18 protein-coding genes are annotated in these 15,243 nt (G+C 68.4%); 3 read left to right on the top strand and 15 right to left on the bottom strand.

Annotated elements, in window-relative coordinates; all coding sequences use genetic code 11:
• Positions 1–14: 14 nt before the first annotated feature.
• From pbN1_RS04290 to fliF, 7 genes are all read right to left on the bottom strand, one after another.
• Positions 15–575: a flagellar basal body-associated FliL family protein gene (locus pbN1_RS04290; RefSeq protein ID WP_169203944.1), complete on the bottom strand. Its 561-nt coding sequence runs from the start codon at positions 573–575 to the stop codon at positions 15–17.
• A 97-nt stretch (positions 576–672) separates the two neighbouring features.
• Positions 673–2,019 (bottom strand): flagellar hook-length control protein FliK, encoded by a 1,347-nt coding sequence (locus pbN1_RS04285; protein WP_169203945.1) that lies wholly within the window; start codon positions 2,017–2,019, stop codon positions 673–675.
• Between the two features lie 126 nt (positions 2,020–2,145).
• A complete protein-coding gene (gene fliJ / locus pbN1_RS04280; protein ID WP_169203946.1) occupies positions 2,146–2,607 on the bottom strand; it encodes a flagellar export protein FliJ in 462 nt (153 codons plus the stop codon).
• A gap of 113 nt (positions 2,608–2,720) precedes the next feature.
• Positions 2,721–4,118, bottom strand: a complete 1,398-nt coding sequence (fliI, locus tag pbN1_RS04275; protein WP_169203947.1) for a flagellar protein export ATPase FliI — start codon at positions 4,116–4,118, stop codon at positions 2,721–2,723.
• A complete protein-coding gene (locus tag pbN1_RS04270) occupies positions 4,118–4,825 on the bottom strand; it encodes a FliH/SctL family protein (RefSeq protein WP_210147652.1) in 708 nt (235 codons plus the stop codon). The genes fliI and pbN1_RS04270 overlap by 1 nt, the downstream gene beginning before the upstream one ends.
• A gap of 57 nt (positions 4,826–4,882) precedes the next feature.
• Positions 4,883–5,884 (bottom strand): flagellar motor switch protein FliG, encoded by a 1,002-nt coding sequence (gene fliG / locus pbN1_RS04265; protein ID WP_169204304.1) that lies wholly within the window; start codon positions 5,882–5,884, stop codon positions 4,883–4,885.
• Positions 5,881–7,545, bottom strand: a complete 1,665-nt coding sequence (gene fliF, locus pbN1_RS04260) for a flagellar basal-body MS-ring/collar protein FliF (RefSeq protein WP_210147651.1) — start codon at positions 7,543–7,545, stop codon at positions 5,881–5,883. The genes fliG and fliF overlap by 4 nt, the downstream gene beginning before the upstream one ends.
• Positions 7,546–7,703: 158 nt before the next feature.
• Here fliF and pbN1_RS04255 point away from each other — a divergent pair, with 158 nt between their 5' ends.
• The 3 genes from pbN1_RS04255 to fliE all read left to right on the top strand — a co-directional run bounded on the left by pbN1_RS04255 (position 7,704) and on the right by fliE (position 10,697).
• A complete protein-coding gene (locus tag pbN1_RS04255; RefSeq protein WP_210147650.1) occupies positions 7,704–8,870 on the top strand; it encodes a sensor histidine kinase in 1,167 nt (388 codons plus the stop codon).
• Positions 8,867–10,288: a sigma-54-dependent transcriptional regulator gene (locus pbN1_RS04250; RefSeq protein WP_169203968.1), complete on the top strand. Its 1,422-nt coding sequence runs from the start codon at positions 8,867–8,869 to the stop codon at positions 10,286–10,288. The genes pbN1_RS04255 and pbN1_RS04250 overlap by 4 nt, the downstream gene beginning before the upstream one ends.
• 88 nt (positions 10,289–10,376) lie before the next feature.
• Positions 10,377–10,697 carry a flagellar hook-basal body complex protein FliE gene (gene fliE / locus pbN1_RS04245; RefSeq protein WP_169203969.1) on the top strand — a complete coding sequence of 107 codons (321 nt, stop codon included), beginning with the start codon at positions 10,377–10,379 and terminating at the stop codon, positions 10,695–10,697.
• Positions 10,698–10,791: 94 nt separating this feature from the next.
• Here the strand turns inward: fliE and pbN1_RS04240 are convergent, their stop codons facing one another.
• The 8 genes from pbN1_RS04240 to pbN1_RS04205 form a co-directional block, all read right to left on the bottom strand.
• Positions 10,792–11,124 (bottom strand): helix-turn-helix domain-containing protein, encoded by a 333-nt coding sequence (locus pbN1_RS04240; RefSeq protein ID WP_169203970.1) that lies wholly within the window; start codon positions 11,122–11,124, stop codon positions 10,792–10,794.
• Positions 11,121–11,465, bottom strand: a complete 345-nt coding sequence (locus pbN1_RS04235; RefSeq protein WP_169203971.1) for a type II toxin-antitoxin system RelE/ParE family toxin — start codon at positions 11,463–11,465, stop codon at positions 11,121–11,123. Before pbN1_RS04235 ends, pbN1_RS04240 begins: the two co-directional genes overlap by 4 nt.
• Before the next feature lie 154 nt (positions 11,466–11,619).
• Positions 11,620–12,396 (bottom strand): flagellar brake protein, encoded by a 777-nt coding sequence (locus pbN1_RS04230; RefSeq protein WP_169203972.1) that lies wholly within the window; start codon positions 12,394–12,396, stop codon positions 11,620–11,622.
• 28 nt (positions 12,397–12,424) lie between these two features.
• Positions 12,425–12,775: an EscU/YscU/HrcU family type III secretion system export apparatus switch protein gene (locus pbN1_RS04225; protein WP_169203973.1), complete on the bottom strand. Its 351-nt coding sequence runs from the start codon at positions 12,773–12,775 to the stop codon at positions 12,425–12,427.
• Complete coding sequence (locus tag pbN1_RS04220; protein WP_169203974.1) at positions 12,762–13,961, bottom strand: flagellar hook-length control protein FliK; 1,200 nt, start codon at positions 13,959–13,961, stop codon at positions 12,762–12,764. Before pbN1_RS04220 ends, pbN1_RS04225 begins: the two co-directional genes overlap by 14 nt.
• A gap of 48 nt (positions 13,962–14,009) precedes the next feature.
• Positions 14,010–14,345 carry a flagellar protein FliT gene (locus pbN1_RS04215; protein ID WP_244857160.1) on the bottom strand — a complete coding sequence of 112 codons (336 nt, stop codon included), beginning with the start codon at positions 14,343–14,345 and terminating at the stop codon, positions 14,010–14,012.
• A gap of 8 nt (positions 14,346–14,353) precedes the next feature.
• A complete protein-coding gene (gene fliS / locus pbN1_RS04210) occupies positions 14,354–14,779 on the bottom strand; it encodes a flagellar export chaperone FliS (RefSeq protein ID WP_169203975.1) in 426 nt (141 codons plus the stop codon).
• A gap of 152 nt (positions 14,780–14,931) precedes the next feature.
• Complete coding sequence (locus tag pbN1_RS04205) at positions 14,932–15,234, bottom strand: flagellar protein FliT (RefSeq protein WP_169203976.1); 303 nt, start codon at positions 15,232–15,234, stop codon at positions 14,932–14,934.
• Between the last annotated feature and the right edge of the window lie 9 nt (positions 15,235–15,243).

The following is a 15,243-nucleotide window of genomic DNA, read 5'->3' as shown; positions in this document are numbered from 1 at the left end:
CGCCGCCGTTTCTCCTACTGGATGATGAACGAGTCGAAGAGCACAGCCTGAATCGGGCCGGCCGGTCCGTTCCCGCGGCCGCCTTTGGACGGCGGGGCGCCGAGCGTGCTGTTGGTGCGTTCGACGATCTCGTCGGCAAGCGCTTCGCGACCTTCGGGTGTCGAAAGTTCGGACGGCAGCTTGCCGGTGAGCAACAGGTTGATCTCGTGCCGTATCGAGGGCATGAAGCCCTTCAGGCTTTCGCCGGTTTTCGCGTCCGCGATCCGCAACGCCAGCACGACCTGGAGATAGCGCTCGCCCTCTTCGGGGGAAAGGTTGACGGTGAACGGTTCGAGCGCGATGAAAGTCGGCGGCTTGCTCAGGTCGAAGACCGGGGCGGCGACGTGCTCCTCGGCGTGTTCGTCAGCCCCGGCGTTATTTTTCTTCAGCATCAGCAGGCCGACGACTCCTGCAGCCAGCAAGAGGAGGATCACGGCCAGCACAACGACAATGATCACGAGCTTCTTCGGTCGTCTGCGCACCTGTGCAGGTTCTGCTGCTGCATCTGCCGGGGCGGCAGGGGGAGCCTTGGCCATGAATCATTTCTCCAGTGTCGACAATTGAGAGTATGTGCGCGGCGGACGTCCCGCGAAGGGCCGAAAAGTGGGGTACAGCGCCCGCAATTCAGACGATTCAAGCAAAGGTATCGACCCTTCCCGTGCCGACGCGCGACCAGTCGACGGATATCGGCGCCGTCGCACCGGTCTCCCCTGCGCCGGACGCGGTGCCGGATGCAGGGCCTCGCGCGTGGCGCCCGGACGAGCTTTCCTGGCCGGCTTGCTGCCCGCCCGACGTGCCGACGCTGGTCTCGCCGAGGCTGATGCCGGCCTGCTGCATCATCTCGCGCAGGCGCGGCATCGCCTGTTCGAGGGCGTCGCGTGCCGCGGACGTCGCGGCGACGAAATGGGCGACTGTCTGGTCGCCGCTGACGTGAATGGAGACTTCGAGTTTGCCCATCTGCGGCGGTGTGAGGACGAGCTCGGCCTTCGACTCGTTGCGTCCGACGAGCCACACCACGCGATTTCCGATCTCCTCGGCCCACGCGCGCTGCTGGCCGGCGGGCGTGTGTACCGGCAGCTGCGACACGGGTTCGCTGCGCACGGCCGCGTTGAAGCCGGCGCCGGGCACACCGGTGGCGGGGCCACCGGTGGCGGGCGCGTCGGCCGGTGGGCCGGGAATTGCTCCGGCAGGGTCGGGAAGTTGCACTTCGACGCGCCCCGGCAGTACAGCGGCCAAACCGGGATTCGCATCTCCTTGCGGGGATCGGCCGGCAACTTTGAGGCGCTCGCCGGCTCCGGCATGCGCCTCGCCCGTCGCGGCGGTGGCTTCGGCAATCAGTTTTTCAAGCAGCGGCGCTGCAGAGCCGCGTTCGGTGCCGTCCTGCAGCACGGGCGCCGAAACGGCCTTGTCGCCGGCCGCGGCGGCAACCCCGGCGGCAACCCCGGCGGTCACGGCGGCAGGACCGGGCACGAGCCCGGCAAAGCTTGCCGTGAGTGCTGCGTCGGCCGGCGGGGCTGCGCTTTCGCCTGTGACAATGCTTTCGCCTGTGACGATGCTTTCGGCTGCGGGCGCGAGCGACGAGGCCGGCTGCTGGACATCCGCAGCGCTCGCCCGATCCTCGCAGCCTGCTTTGCTGTCGTCGCCGGATGTGGCACTCGCGGCTTCGGCGGGCGCGTCGCGGCCGATGCCGTGCGGAACCTCCTGCGCCCGGTCCGCGGTCGCCGCATCCTCCTCCCGGCGGAGTTCCCGGCCCTGGTCCCGGCTCCGGTCCCGGGGTGGCGGTGCTTCCGGGCGCTGGGGCGAACGTCCGGTGGCGACGGGTCGTGTGCCTGCAGGCTCGCGCTCGGCCGCACTCATCCGCCGTTCGAGCGCGTTCGAAAAGCTGTCGCCGAACGTGCTCCCGGAGGCGCCCGCAGCGGGGGAGGGCCGGCCGGAATTTGCCGCGGCAGCAGGTGCGCGCGTCAGGAGCAGCTTGTTCAACAGGGGATCCGGCATGTCGGGTTCTCTTCCGCGGCGAATGGGGACGTGGCGAATGGGACGTGGCGAATGGGACGTGGTGAATGGGGGCGATTGGTCGGGATTCAGCAAGCCTTGTGCCACCGCGGCTCAAATACCGGCGGTCTCGTCCTGGTCGCGGTCGCGAAAACGCTTCGCCGCGTGCTCGTCGGACTGGCGTTGGTCCTGGCGCGCGGCTTTGCGGGCCTCATCGGTTTCGTGGCGTTTCTGCAGCGTGCCGAAAGCCTTGACCTTGTTTCGCTGCGCCATCCACGCGTGCTGGCCGGCGGCGGTCTGACGGTGCGCGTTGGCGACATTCGCCGTCTGCAGCGCGATCGCCTCGTCGATGCGGCCGATGAACGCACTGTAGTTGCGCCACGCGTCGGGGCTGATGCCGTTGCGCGCGGTTTCCTGGAAGCGCGATTCATACTCGGCGCGATAGTTCTGCAGCAGCTCGAGCTTGCGGCTGCCTTCCTGCTCGCTGGCGACCAGCTCGCCGAGCCGGCGCGCCGCGTCGTCCATGCGGTTTTGCGTGAGGTCCAGCAGAGGCTGCAGCGGAAAAGGTTGGCTCATCGGATTGGTTTGCGACGCGGATCAGGCGCCGCGAATGGGGTTTGCATGCCCGGCCGGGGTTGAAGAGGGGTCGCCATTCTACGGCCTGGAGGCGCGCGCAACCGTGCCACTTGTCACCCGCCGGAGAACAAAGTGCGCAGATTCGCGGTCGCCTGCGTCCAGGTTTCCTGTTCGTCGATGCGCTGCTGCAGGAAGCTTTCGAGTTTCGGGTAGATCGCCACCGCGCGGTCGAGCATCGGGTCCGAGCCGGCCTGGTAGGCGCCGACCGCGATCAGGTCGCGCGCACGCTGGTAGCGCGAGAACATCTGCTTGAAGCGCCGCACGAGGTCGAAATGTTCAGGCGTGACGAGCCCGTGCATCGCACGCGAGATCGACTGTTCGATGTCGATCGCCGGGTAGTGGCCCTGGTCGGCGAGCGAGCGCGACAGCACGAAGTGGCCGTCGAGAATCGCGCGCGCCGAATCGGCGATCGGGTCCTGCTGGTCGTCGCCTTCGGCGAGCACGGTGTAGAACGCGGTGATCGAGCCGCTGCCTTCGAGCCCGTTGCCGGCCCGCTCGACGAGCGCCGGCAGGCGTGCGAACACGCTTGGCGGGTAGCCGCGCGTGACAGGCGGTTCGCCGATCGCCAAGGCGATCTCGCGCTGCGCCATCGCGTAGCGTGTCAGCGAGTCCATGACCAGCAGCACCTGCCTGCCCTGGTCGCGGAAATATTCGGCGATCGTCGTCGCGTACGCGGCGCCCTGCAGCCGCATCAGCGGGCTGGTGTCGGCGGGCGCGGCGACGACGACGGAGCGCGCGCGGCCTTCGGCGCCGAGGTTGTGCTCGATGAACTCCTTGACTTCGCGCCCCCGCTCGCCGATCAGCCCGACGACGATGACGTCGGCCGAGGTGTAGCGCGCCATCATGCCGATCAGCACCGACTTGCCGACGCCGGAGCCGGCGAAGAGGCCGAGGCGCTGCCCGCGGCCGACCGTCAGCAGCGCGTTGATTGCGCGGATGCCGACGTCGAGCGGGGTGTCGATCGGCGCGCGCGTCAGCGGGTTGAATGGGCGGCTCTGCAGGGAGCGGGCGTCCGTCGTGCCGAGCGGGCCGAGCCCGTCGAGCGGGCGGCCGGCGCCGTCGAGCACCCGCCCGAGCAGCTTCTCGCCGACTGGCAGGTGCTTGGCGCGGTCGGACGTGCGCCGGCGCGGCGGCGACGTGGTCCCGAGCGCCGGGCGCGACGGGTGGACTTCGAGCGGCAGCACCGGCGCGCCGGGCGCGAGCCCGAACACGTCGTCGGTCGGCATCAGGTAGAGCCGGTCGCCGTTGAAGCCGACCACTTCGGCCTCGACAGTGCCGCCGCCGCTCGCGACGATGCGGCAGTCGGCGCCCAGCGGCAGCTTGAGGCCGGACGCTTCCATGACGAGCCCGTTGATGCGGGTCAGGCGGCCGGACACTTCGAACGGCGCTGCCGACGCCGCCAGGTCGCGGTGCTCGGCCAGGTAGGCGCTCCACGCGTCGGCGTGACGCATTACCGTCCGCACTCCTGCCAGCCGGTGTCCGGGCGGCCGAGGGTTTCGAGGACGCGCCGCCAGCGGGTTTCGAGCGTCGCGTCGAGCTGGCTGCCGGCGGTCTGCACGAGGCAGCCGCCGCGGCTGATCGCGTCGTCGTCGATCAGCGTCGGGTGGCCGTGCCCGGACTGCTCGGCGAGGTAGGCGCGCACCAGCGCGACATCGTCGGGATGCAGGTGGATGCGGGCCTGCGCCTGCGGCAACTGGTTCAATGCCATGCGCACCGTCTCGATGACTGCCTCCGGCTGCTCCGCGAGCGCGTTCCGGACCATGCGCCGCGCCACTTCCATCGCCAGCCCGACGAGCTCCTCGGCGACGTCGCGATCGAGGCGGGCGAGCGCCTCGTCGAGGGCGTCGGCGAGCGCGGCGATCCGCATCGCTTCCTGCTGCGCCTGTTCGGCGCCTTCGCGGTAGCCGGCCTCGTGTCCGTCGCGGCGCGCGTCCTCGAACATCGACTCGATGTCGGCGGCGGTCGGCAGGCGGACCGGCGGTTCGGGGTCCGGCGGCAGATCGGGTTCGGGCCGGGGCGCGGGTTCGGGTTGCGGCGGCGCAGGCGGCGGGGGGGCGGGGTCGGCGGCGCGCGGCGCGTCAGCCTCGGGCTCGCCGCCGAAGGCAGGCGGCTCCCAGCGACGGTACGCCCCGACGGCCTGGTGGCGCGAAATGCTCATCGACGGCTCCGGCGGTGCCCGGGGCAACCGCTGCACGGGTTGCACGAACTACACGAACTACACGAACGCATCGTCGCCTCCCTTGCCGCCGAGCACGATCTGGCCTTCCTCGGCGAGGCGACGGACGACCTTGAGGATCTCCTTCTGCTCGGCCTCGACTTCGGACAAGCGCACCGGACCTTTCGATTCGAGGTCTTCGCGCAGCATTTCGGCCGCGCGCTGGGACATGTTCCTGAAGACTTTCTCGCGCAGCTCGGGCGCTGCGCCCTTCAATGCGGTGATCAGCGAGTCCGACTGCACTTCGCGCAGCAGCGCCTGCACGCCGCGGTCGTCGATGTCCATGATGTTCTCGAAGACGAACATCTCGTCGAGGATCTTCTGCGCGAGGTCCGGATCGTATTCGCGCACGTTGTCGAGCACCGCGGTTTCCGCGCCGACGCCGACGAAGTTCAGGATCTCGGCCGCATGGCGCACGCCGCCCATCGACGCCTTCTTGACCGCCGAAGCGCCCGACAGCATGCGGCCGAGCGCTTCGTTGAGTTCCTTCAGCGCCGTCGGCTGGACGCCATCGAGCGTCGCGATGCGCAGGATCACGTCATTGCGCAGGCGGTCTGGAAACTGCTTCAGGATCTCGCCCGCCTGGTCGAATTCGAGGTGCACGAGGATCGTCGCGATGATCTGCGGATGCTCGTTCTTGATCAGGTCGGCGGCGGTGAGCGGGTCCATCCATTTGAGGCTCTCGATGCCGGCGGTGTCCGACCCCTGCAGCACGCGCGCGATGATGTGGCCGGCACGTTCGTCGCCCAGCGCCTTGGTCAGCATCGCGCGGATCTGCTCTTCGTCGGCTTCGACCGGCGCGCCCTTGAGCCGGTGCTCGTCGAGTTCGTCCAGCACCGCTTCGACGCGCGTGCGCTGTTGCGACGGCAGGCCGGCCATCGCGGTGCCGAGCTTCTGCACTTCCTTCGGCCCGAGCAGCTTGAGCACTTCGGCGGCGTGGTCCGCACCCAGCGCGAGCAACAGCGTGGCACTTTTTGCGAGTCCTTCGTCAGGGGTGTTCATTTCTTGGTCTCATCGTTCGCACCCATCCATTCCTTGATCAGGTTCGCGACCACCTTCGGGTCGGACTGCGCGAGCTCTTTTGCGCGGACGAGCTTCTCGTCGAAGGTCTCGATCCGCGGGGCTGCCGACACGCCGAGCAGCGCGTGCTCGTCGTCGTCCCCTTCTTCCACGGTCGCCTCGATCTCTTTGGGAGGGGGCGCGACGCTGCGCAACAGCGGCCGGATCACGCCGAAATACACGAAGGCGAGCGCGGCGAAGAGCGCGAGGTATTTCAGCAACTCCTTGCCGAGTTCGATCATGGCGGGATCCTTCCACATCGGCAGGGCCGCTTCGGCTTCTTCCTGCGGCGCGGCGAACGGCGCGTTCGACACGTTCAGGCTGTCGCCGCGTGCCTGGCTGTAGCCCATCGCTTCGCGCACGAGGTTCGTGAGCCGCGCGACCTCCTCGTCCGTCAGCGCCACGGCGCGCGTCTGGCCGTTCGGCAGAGTCTCGCCGCGGTGATTGACGACGACCGCGACCGACAGCCGCCGGACCTGGCCGAGCGCCTGGCGCGTGTGCTGGATCGTGCGGTCGAGCTCGTAGTTCAGCGTCGAGGAACGGTTGCTGTTCAGCGGCGCTCCGGCGCCGGCGTTTGCCGCGCCCGGCAGCGCGGGATTCGTGATCGGGGCGGTGGCCGGGGCGGGGGGCTGGTTCGTCAGCGCGCCGGGCACCCCCTGCGGACCTGTCTGGCGCGTCTCCTGTTCGCTGCTCTGCTGGCTGCGGATCGCCTGGTCGGGCGACGGGTTCGGCTTGTACGTTTCGGCGGTCTGTTCGACCTGGTTGAAATCGACGTCGGCGGTGACCTGCGCCTTGAAGTTGGCGGCGCCGACGATCGGCGTCAGGATCGCCTCGATGCGGCGGATATAGCTCGCCTCGACTTCGCGCACGTAGCTCAACTGCGTCGCGTCGAGCCCGGCGTTGCGCAGCGGGTCGGCACGCGTCGTCAGCAGCGTGCCGCTCTGGTCGATGACGCTGACGCGTTCGTTCGCGAGCTGCGGCACGCTCGACGCGATCAGGTGAACGACGCCGGCGATCTGCGCCGCGTCCATCGTGCGCCCCGGGTGCAGGTTCACCATCACCGAAGCGGTCGGCTTCTGCTCGTCGCGCAGGAAGCCGGACTGTTTCGGAATCGCCAGGTGCACCCGCGCCGACGCGACCGACGCGATCGACTGGATCGTGCGCGCCAGTTCGCCTTCGAGCGCGCGCTGGAAATTCACCTGTTCGTGGAACTGCGACACGCCGAGCTTCTGGTTTTCCATCAGCTCGAAACCCACCAGGCCGCCTTTGGGCAACCCCTGCGCCGCGAGTCGCAGTCGCACGTCATGGACCATCTGCGACGGGATCAGGATCGCGCCGCCGCCCGGGGAAAACCGGTACGGCACGTTCTGCTGCTGCAGCGCGGCGACGATCGCGCCGCCGTCGCGTTCCTCGAGATTCGAGAACAGCACCGCGTACTCGGGGGCACGGCTCCACAGCCACACGCCGACCACGACCGCGATCGCAAACGCGACGGCCGCGGCCGCCGCGAGCTTCTGGCGCTGACCGAGTTCGTTGAAGCGCTGCAACACCTGCTGCGGTGCCGGCAGCGTTTCCCGCACGACGGCGGTGACGTCGGTAGACATGGTCGAGTCCTTCAATCGTCCGACTTTTTCGGGTGATGCATTGTCCGCTCGCGGATGCAACTTTCCCGGCGGGATAAGCGGCAGTTTTTGCCGCCTATTTGCCGGTTGCGCGGTGCCGCCGGGCGGCTAATCTGCCCGTCGTGAAAACCGATTCCGTCATGATGTCAGCCGAATCCGGCGCGCCCGAGCCGCCGACCGCCGGCCAGCGCCTCGACGCGGCGCAGCTCGCCGAGGCGTTCGCGCTGTTTTCGCGCGCCTCGGAAGAACTGTCGACGGCCTACAACGCGCTGCAGGGGCAGGTGTCGCAGCTCACCGAGCGGCTCGACGTGCTGCTCGGCGCGTTGCCGGCCGGCGTCGTGATGCTCGATCGGGCAGGGCGCATCGTACAGTTCAACCGTGCAGCCGAAAGCCTGCTCGGTAGCGGGCTCGCGGGCGAGCGCTGGGACGCGGTCGCGCGCCGCTTCGGCGACACCGGGACGCCGGGCGAGCTGAGCGTCGGCAACGAACCGGGCGCGCGCCGCGTGTCGCTGTCCGATACTGCCCTCGAATCCGGCGAAGGCCGCATCGTGCTGCTCCACGACGTCACCGACACCCACCGCATGCGCCTGCAGGCCGAGCGAAACGAGCGGCTCGCAGCGATGGGCGAGATGGTCGCCGGGCTCGCGCACCAATTGCGCACGCCGCTCGCCGCCGCTTTGCTCTACACCGGCAACCTGCGCCAGCCGGAGCTGGGGCCAGCCGATCGCGCGAAAGTCGCCGACCGTGCGATCGAGCGCCTGCGCTACCTGGAGCGGCTCATCCGCGACATGTTGCTGTTCGCCCGCGGCGACAGCCTCGGCCGCGAGCGTTTCGGCATCTGCGAGCTGGTCGGCGAAATCGTGCACACGCTGGAGCCGCTCGCGCGGGCGCGGCAGCTGTCGTTCGTATCGCGCTGCGACTGCGGCGATCTGACGCTGCTCGGCGATCGCAAGGCGCTGGGCGGGGCGCTGACGAACCTCATCGAGAACGCGATCCAGGCGACCGGCGCCGCGGGCGAGGTGTCGGTGAGCGCGGTGCGTAACGGCGAATTCGTGACTTTCCATGTCGCCGACAACGGGCGCGGCATCGAACCGGCACGGCAGGGCCGGGTGTTCGAGCCGTTCTTCACGACGCGCGCCGAAGGCACCGGATTGGGGCTGGCGATCGCGCGCGGCGTCGCGCGGGGTCACGGCGGCGACATCGCGTTCGAATCGACGCCGGGCAAGGGCTCGCTGTTCACGCTCAGCCTGCCGCTGCTGCGCGCGGATGACAGCGCTGCGGGAGCGGCATCGAAGGAAACCTCATGATCGAACAGATCAACATCCTCGTCGTCGAGGACGATGCCGCGCTGCGCGACGCTGTCTGTCTCACGCTCGAGATCGGCGGCCACCGCGTCACCGGCGTCGACGGCGGCGCCGGCGCGCTGCAGGAAATCGGCTGCCAGGCGTTCCACCTCGTCGTCAGCGATCTGCGCATGCAGCCGATGGACGGCCTGCAGCTGCTCGCCGAACTGCGCGCCCGCCTGCCGCAGCTGCCGGTGCTGCTGATGACCGCGTACGGCGACGTCGACAAGGCGGTGGCCGCGATGCGCGGCGGGGCGTGCGATTTCCTCATGAAGCCGTTCGAGCCGGACGTGCTGCTGGCGCATGTGCGCCGCTACGCCGCGATGCCGCCGTCGGCCGACGACACGATCGCCGAGGACTGCCGCACCCGCAACCTGCTGGCGCTCGCCGCGCGCGTCGCGGACACCGACGCGACGGTGCTGCTGACCGGCGAATCGGGCACCGGCAAGGAAGTGTTCGCGCGCTACATCCACGCCCGTTCCGCGCGCAGCGACGGCCCGTTCGTCGCGATCAACTGCGCGGCGATTCCCGAGAACCTCCTCGAAGCGACGCTGTTCGGCTATGAAAAAGGCGCTTTCACCGGTGCCCAGACGGCGCAGCCGGGCAAGTTCGAGCAGGCGCAGGGCGGCACGATCCTGCTCGACGAGATCTCCGAGATGCCGCTCGCGCTGCAGGCCAAGCTGCTGCGCGTGCTGCAGGAGCGCGAAGTCGAGCGCGTCGGCGGCAGGAAGCCGGTCGAACTCGACATCCGCGTCGTGGCGACGAGCAACCGCGACATGGCGGCGGAGGTCGCGGCGGGGCGCTTCAGGGAAGACCTGTATTACCGCCTCAACGTGTTCCCGCTCGCAATCCCCGGCCTGCGCGAACGGCCCGCCGACATCCTGCCGCTGGCCCGGCACTTCCTCGCGCGCCACGCCGAGCGGCTCAAGCGCAGCGCGCATCTGCTCGCCGACGCCGAATCCCTGCTCGTGCGCCACGCTTGGCCGGGCAACGTGCGCGAACTGGAAAACACGATGCAGCGCGCGCTGATCCTTGCCAGCCGCGACACGATCGGCGCCGACATCGTGCATCTTTGCCTGCCGCACTGGGCCGCGGCACCCGGCGTCGCGGAAAGCCGGCCGGACAGTGCGTCCTGCCCAGCGCCCGCCTTCCTGCCGGCGGGTCTTTCCCCGGTCATCGGAAGCCTTGCCAGCACCGCTGCGCGGGTCCCGGTCGAACCGCCGCGCCCCGTAAACATGAAGGACCTGGAACGCGAGCACATCCTCGCGACGCTGCGCGAGCAGGGCGGCTCGCGCAAGCGGGCGGTCGAGAGGCTCGGGATCTCGGAACGGACCTTGCGATACAAGCTGCAGCAATACCGGGACGACGGGCACGAGGTATGACAGGGGGGGGCCGGATTCGGCCCTGTTGGCATGACGATTGCTCTGCTAGACTGCGAGCAACAATCACTCGCTCTCCGGGGTCGAGATCATGGATACGCGCGGAATTGAACAGATGATCGGCGAGCTGCGCTCCACGGCGCAGACCGCGGCCGGCAAGCCGGCACAGGGCGCGCAGGCGGCCGGCGGCGTCGACTTCGCCGAAGTGCTGCAAGGGGCGCTCAAGGACGTCAGCGCCGCGCAACAGGAAGCGCGCGGCATGGCGCAGGAATTCTCCACCGGCGACCCGAACGTCAACCTGCAGGACGTGATGGTGAACCTGCAGAAAGCGAGCCTGTCGTTCCAGCAGATGGTGCAGGTGCGCAACCGGCTTGTCACCGCGTATCAGGACATCATGAACATGCCGGTTTAACGGCGTCTCAAGCGGTCTCACGGTTCGGCCAAGTTCAGGAAAAGAAAGGAACTTGAGTTTCAGCACTGTTCATAGAGAATGGCGAGTCCCGACGTCAACCGATCACCAGCTTGACCGGCTTGCCGATCCGGCTGAGCATTTCCACTAGGGTGTCGATAGTGAATTTGGCCGTCTTCTTGTTCACTACGTCGGACACGCGCGGACGCGAAACCATCAGGATCTCGGCGGCATCGGCCTGTTTTAGGTGATGATTGGCGATCCAGGTCGACAGTTCGTTCATCAACTGCTGCTTCAGCAACTGGGTGTCGCTGATCTGCTTACGGGAGGCCACTTGCATGCGTTCGGCCTCTTCGGGCGCAAAGCCAAGCTCCAGGAAGAGGTTCGCTCCCGGCTTCGTCACATGGCGGATTTCGGTGTCGATCTTCATTTGTGTGTCTTCCTCGCGTTGACGACGGCGCGGTAGCGCGCCGCGGCAATGCTCTTGTCCTGTTTGCTGGTCGCTTGGGTCTTCTTCTGGAAGCAGTGCAGGACATACACCGCTTCCTCAAACTTGGCGACATACATCACCCGGTAGATGCCGCTTGTTTCCCGAATGCGGATTTCGCGAGTTCCGGCGCCTACATCATCGAAGGGCTTCCAGTCGTCCGGGTCCAAGCCAACCTGAATCTTGCCCAACTGGAAACCGGCGGAGCGACGAATCTCGTCCGGAAATCCCAGCAAGTCGTCGTAAGCGGAGCCTACCCACCGGATCTCTTTTTCGCCATTCATTTCTGTGGCTGTACAAAATTTTATACACAACAAGGGCTTGAGGCAAACCCCATACGAGAGCGGGGCGACTTGGGCAGGCGGCGGCCAAGGAAGTCAGGCTGCGGCGCGCGCTACCCTTCCCAAGCCTGAAGGCCGAGGCTGGCCGCGCACCGGCTTAGCACCCCGCGTCCTGAGCGTGGCGCTCGCGTTCCAGCTTGAAGAGGTAGCGCTGCAGGCGCGCCATGACGCTGTTCGACAGGCCGACGAACTGGCAGCCGGCGCGGCGCGCCCGGGTGCCGTTCGGCTGCTTGATGTTGAACAGGTTGCGCACCGTGAGCCGGACCGGAAGGGGTTCGCCTTCCGGCAGGACCAGGGTGCAGTGGTTGAAGTCCATGCCGGGTTCGAAGTGCAGCTCTTGCGGGGGCACGAGGATCGCGAGCCCGCCGCCGCTGATGTCGAGTATCCGCACCGAGACCATCTTCTTGCGTCCGTCCAGCTGGTTTTGCGCGATCGTGCAGACCGGTGGCGCCGATCTGGGCACGGCGAGCCGGAAAAACTCGCGGCGTTGCAGGCGAAGGACGCTGGTCGGCAGGTTCGCACGCAGCGCAGCCTGGCCGTCGTGGCGGACCGCTTCGATCGCGGAGAGCGAAAACTGCACGCGGACGTTGTCGAGCCGGGTCATGCAGATCAGCTCCGGGGCGGCCGCGACACGCTGGTTGATGCCGGCCTCGGGCGCTGCATCGAGGACGACGGCCGCGCCGCTCGCGTCCAATGCGAGCATCACCGTGATGAACGACGTGCGCTCGTCGAGATGGCCGGTGATCAGCGCGCGCTTTTCGGACAGCGCCCGGAGCAGCTGGACGATTTCGCGCGGATCGCGCACGGCGAAGCGCGAGAAGGCCTCGGGGTTCAACGGGCGGGGGCGGGTCGCGCCTTCGTTCGGGTCGCTCATGCAGAATGTGTCGAATCGAAAGCGGCTCTTATAGCACGGACCGGTGTGCGCCGGTCTCCGCGGGACGCACCCCGGCGTTCGTCCCCTGCTCGATGGCGTACAGCCATGCCAGCAGCTCGGCGATCGCGACGTAGAGTTCGGGCGGGATGCGCGCGTCGAGGTCGACTTGCATCAGCAGGCCGACGAGTTCGGGCGATTCGTGCACGAACACGCCCGCTTCGCGCGCACGTTCGATGATCTCGCGGGCGATCAGGCCGCGCCCCTTGGCGACGACGCGCGGCGCGGCGTCATGGGCGCTGTAGGTCAGCGCGACCGCTTCCTGGTGTGACAGGTGCGTTGGCAGCTGCGGCGGCCCCTGCGGCGACTCATCCCTCGTCATTGCGACGCTCCGCGACAAAGCCGGTGAGCGGCAGGTTCGCCGCGGCCAGCGCATCGTCGAGCCGGGCGCGCGCAGCGTCGAGCGCCGCGACCGTGCCGGGGTCGTCGGCCAAGAGGCGCAACGCGACACCGGCCGGCGACACGACGAGATGCGCCTCCATGCCGCCGAGCCGCGGCAGCGTCAGGCGCAGTGTGGTGTTCCAGTTTTCCGCCACCTCGTCGCTGTCGCCGCGCTGGTCGCGCTGCGGATCCTCGATCTCCCATTCGACGTTCTGGCCCGGCCACACCTGGCCGTGCCAGACATAATTCTGCGTCGCCATCGCGTCGAGCTGCTGGTGCACGACCGGCATCAGCCGCTCGGGTATCGCGGCGGCGCGGGCCGGGTTCGGTGCCGCTGCGGTGCCGCGGATGTCCGCCTGTTCATCGATTTCAGCGGCGGCGCCCGCCGCGATCCCCTGGGCGTTCGACACCGTGCCGGAAGCCGCACGCATGGCCCCGGCCGTGGCACCCCCGGAGTCGGCCGTCGACGACGGTTCGCCGGCTGCAGCGGTCTGCTGCGCCGCCGGCGCGTTCCCGGCAGGGCCGCGTGCCGGCGCATGCTGGCCCTGCGGCTCCAGCTGCAGCGCCGCGGTGTCGATCTTGCCGCCGAGCCACTGCCGCTGATGGGATTCGTAGAACAGCCCGCTTTGCGTCAATGCCTGGCGCAGCGCGGGGGCGAGCGTGGCGGCGCCGTTGGCCGGCGGCGCATCGAGCAGCGGCTTGCCGCCGGCGAGGGCGGCCGGCGTGGACGCGGGTTGTCCGGTCAGCAGGAAGCCGATCAGCCGCCCGGTCGCGCTGAGCGTCGGGCGGGTGGCGGCGTCCGCGCCGGTTTGGGCGGTCGCGACGTTCGCAAGCTGCGCAAACACCGCCTTCGGCGTGTTCTGCGTCGCAATCAGTTCGAGCGTGTCGCCGGATTTCGCCGCATGGTTCAGCGCCAGCGTGTAGTGCTTGCCGGCGACGATCGCCTGGAACGTCCCGTCCGGCAGCGCGCGCTCCAGGGTCGCGGTGAATCGCTGGCCCGGCACGATCTCCGGCAGCCGCGCCTGGATTTCGCGCACCCGCGCCGGCCCGCTGACCGGCGGCTCGCTGTCGAAAAAACTCGCTTCGGTGAGCATGCGCAGCCGGGCGGCGAGATCGGACGGAATCATCGGGGTCGCTCCTGGGGCGTGAAACCGTCCGCGGAAAGCGCCGCGGCCTTACGGGCCGAAGGCGCCGTAGGCGCTGCGCACCGCGCGGTCACGTTGCGCACCGCCGAGCAGCTTGCGCGTGCTGGCGAGCCACGGCTCGACGTGGCGGCGGATCTCCTCGTCGTTGCGCAGCATCGCGGTGATCAGCGACGCCTTGCGCGCCGCGTCCGCTTCGCTCTGGTCGGCAGCCTGGCGACCGTCCGGTTCGATGCGCATCAGTTCAGCCCGGATGTCCGCCATCTCGTGCTCCAGCACCACCAGCCGCTCCCAGTCGTTGGCCTGCGCGGCCTCGACCATGCCGGCTGACAAAATGCTCATCGATTCGAACAGCGCAAGCGTGCTCACGGTACCGCTCAGGCCGCGACCGTGTCCGGCGCCCGCGCCCCCGCCCCCGGCGCGATGCCTTCCCACGCTTCGCGCAAGGTGTGCAACAGGCCGCTGACTTCGTCGAGCGCGGCGCGGCTGTTGTTCAGGTTCGCGTAGAGCAGGCGCTCGCCCATGTAGTCGTACAGCGCCGCGAGGCGGTCCGCGAGCTCGCCCCCGGCTTTCGCGTCGAGGCTCGCCTTCAGGCCGTTGAGGATGATGTCGATCGCTTTCGACACGGCCTGTCCCTTGGCGGGAATGTCCTTGCCGTCCATCGCGGCGGCGGCGGTGGCAATCGACAGGATCGCGCCGTCGAACAGCATCAGGATCAGCTTGTGCGGGCTGGCTGTCAGGACGCCCGTTTCGACGCCCACCCTGGCGTAGGCGGAAGCACGGTTGCCGAGAGATGCGAACATGATCGAGTTCCTTTTCTTGTCGCGTGATTCGAATTGACCGAAGTAGCGGTCGCAAACTGCGCCCCGCTTGTCATTGGTTTACGACCCGGGTGCTGTCTTCTTTAGGTTCGTGGGGGGTGGTGGACGCTGCGAAGCCGGTGCAGCCAGCCGCGTCAAACCCCGCCGTAGGCGGCGAGCAGTTTTTTCTGGTTGCCGGTGTTGTTCAGCAGCCCGGCGAGTTCATGGAGGTGCTGTTGTGCCAGTTCGCCGGCCTGGCGATCCAGTTCGAGGATGCGCCGAATGCGCTTGGTGGCATGCACCGCCTCGGTCCCTTCCTTGCCGGAAAGATCCAGCGCTGCCAGAAGCTCGGCACGTCTCGCTTCCAGCGCCACGAGTACGCCCCACTCGCCCTCGCCCGCTGCAGTCAGCATGGCTTCGGCGAGCGCAACGATGTCATCCAGCAGGTCTTGAGCCATGAACCTGCT

It is taken from the genome of Aromatoleum bremense (assembly GCF_017894365.1).
Lineage (GTDB): Bacteria > Pseudomonadota > Gammaproteobacteria > Burkholderiales > Rhodocyclaceae > Aromatoleum > Aromatoleum bremense.
The sequence above is the reverse complement of the archived record's forward strand: the minus strand, read 5'-3'. Positions and strand labels throughout refer to the sequence as shown.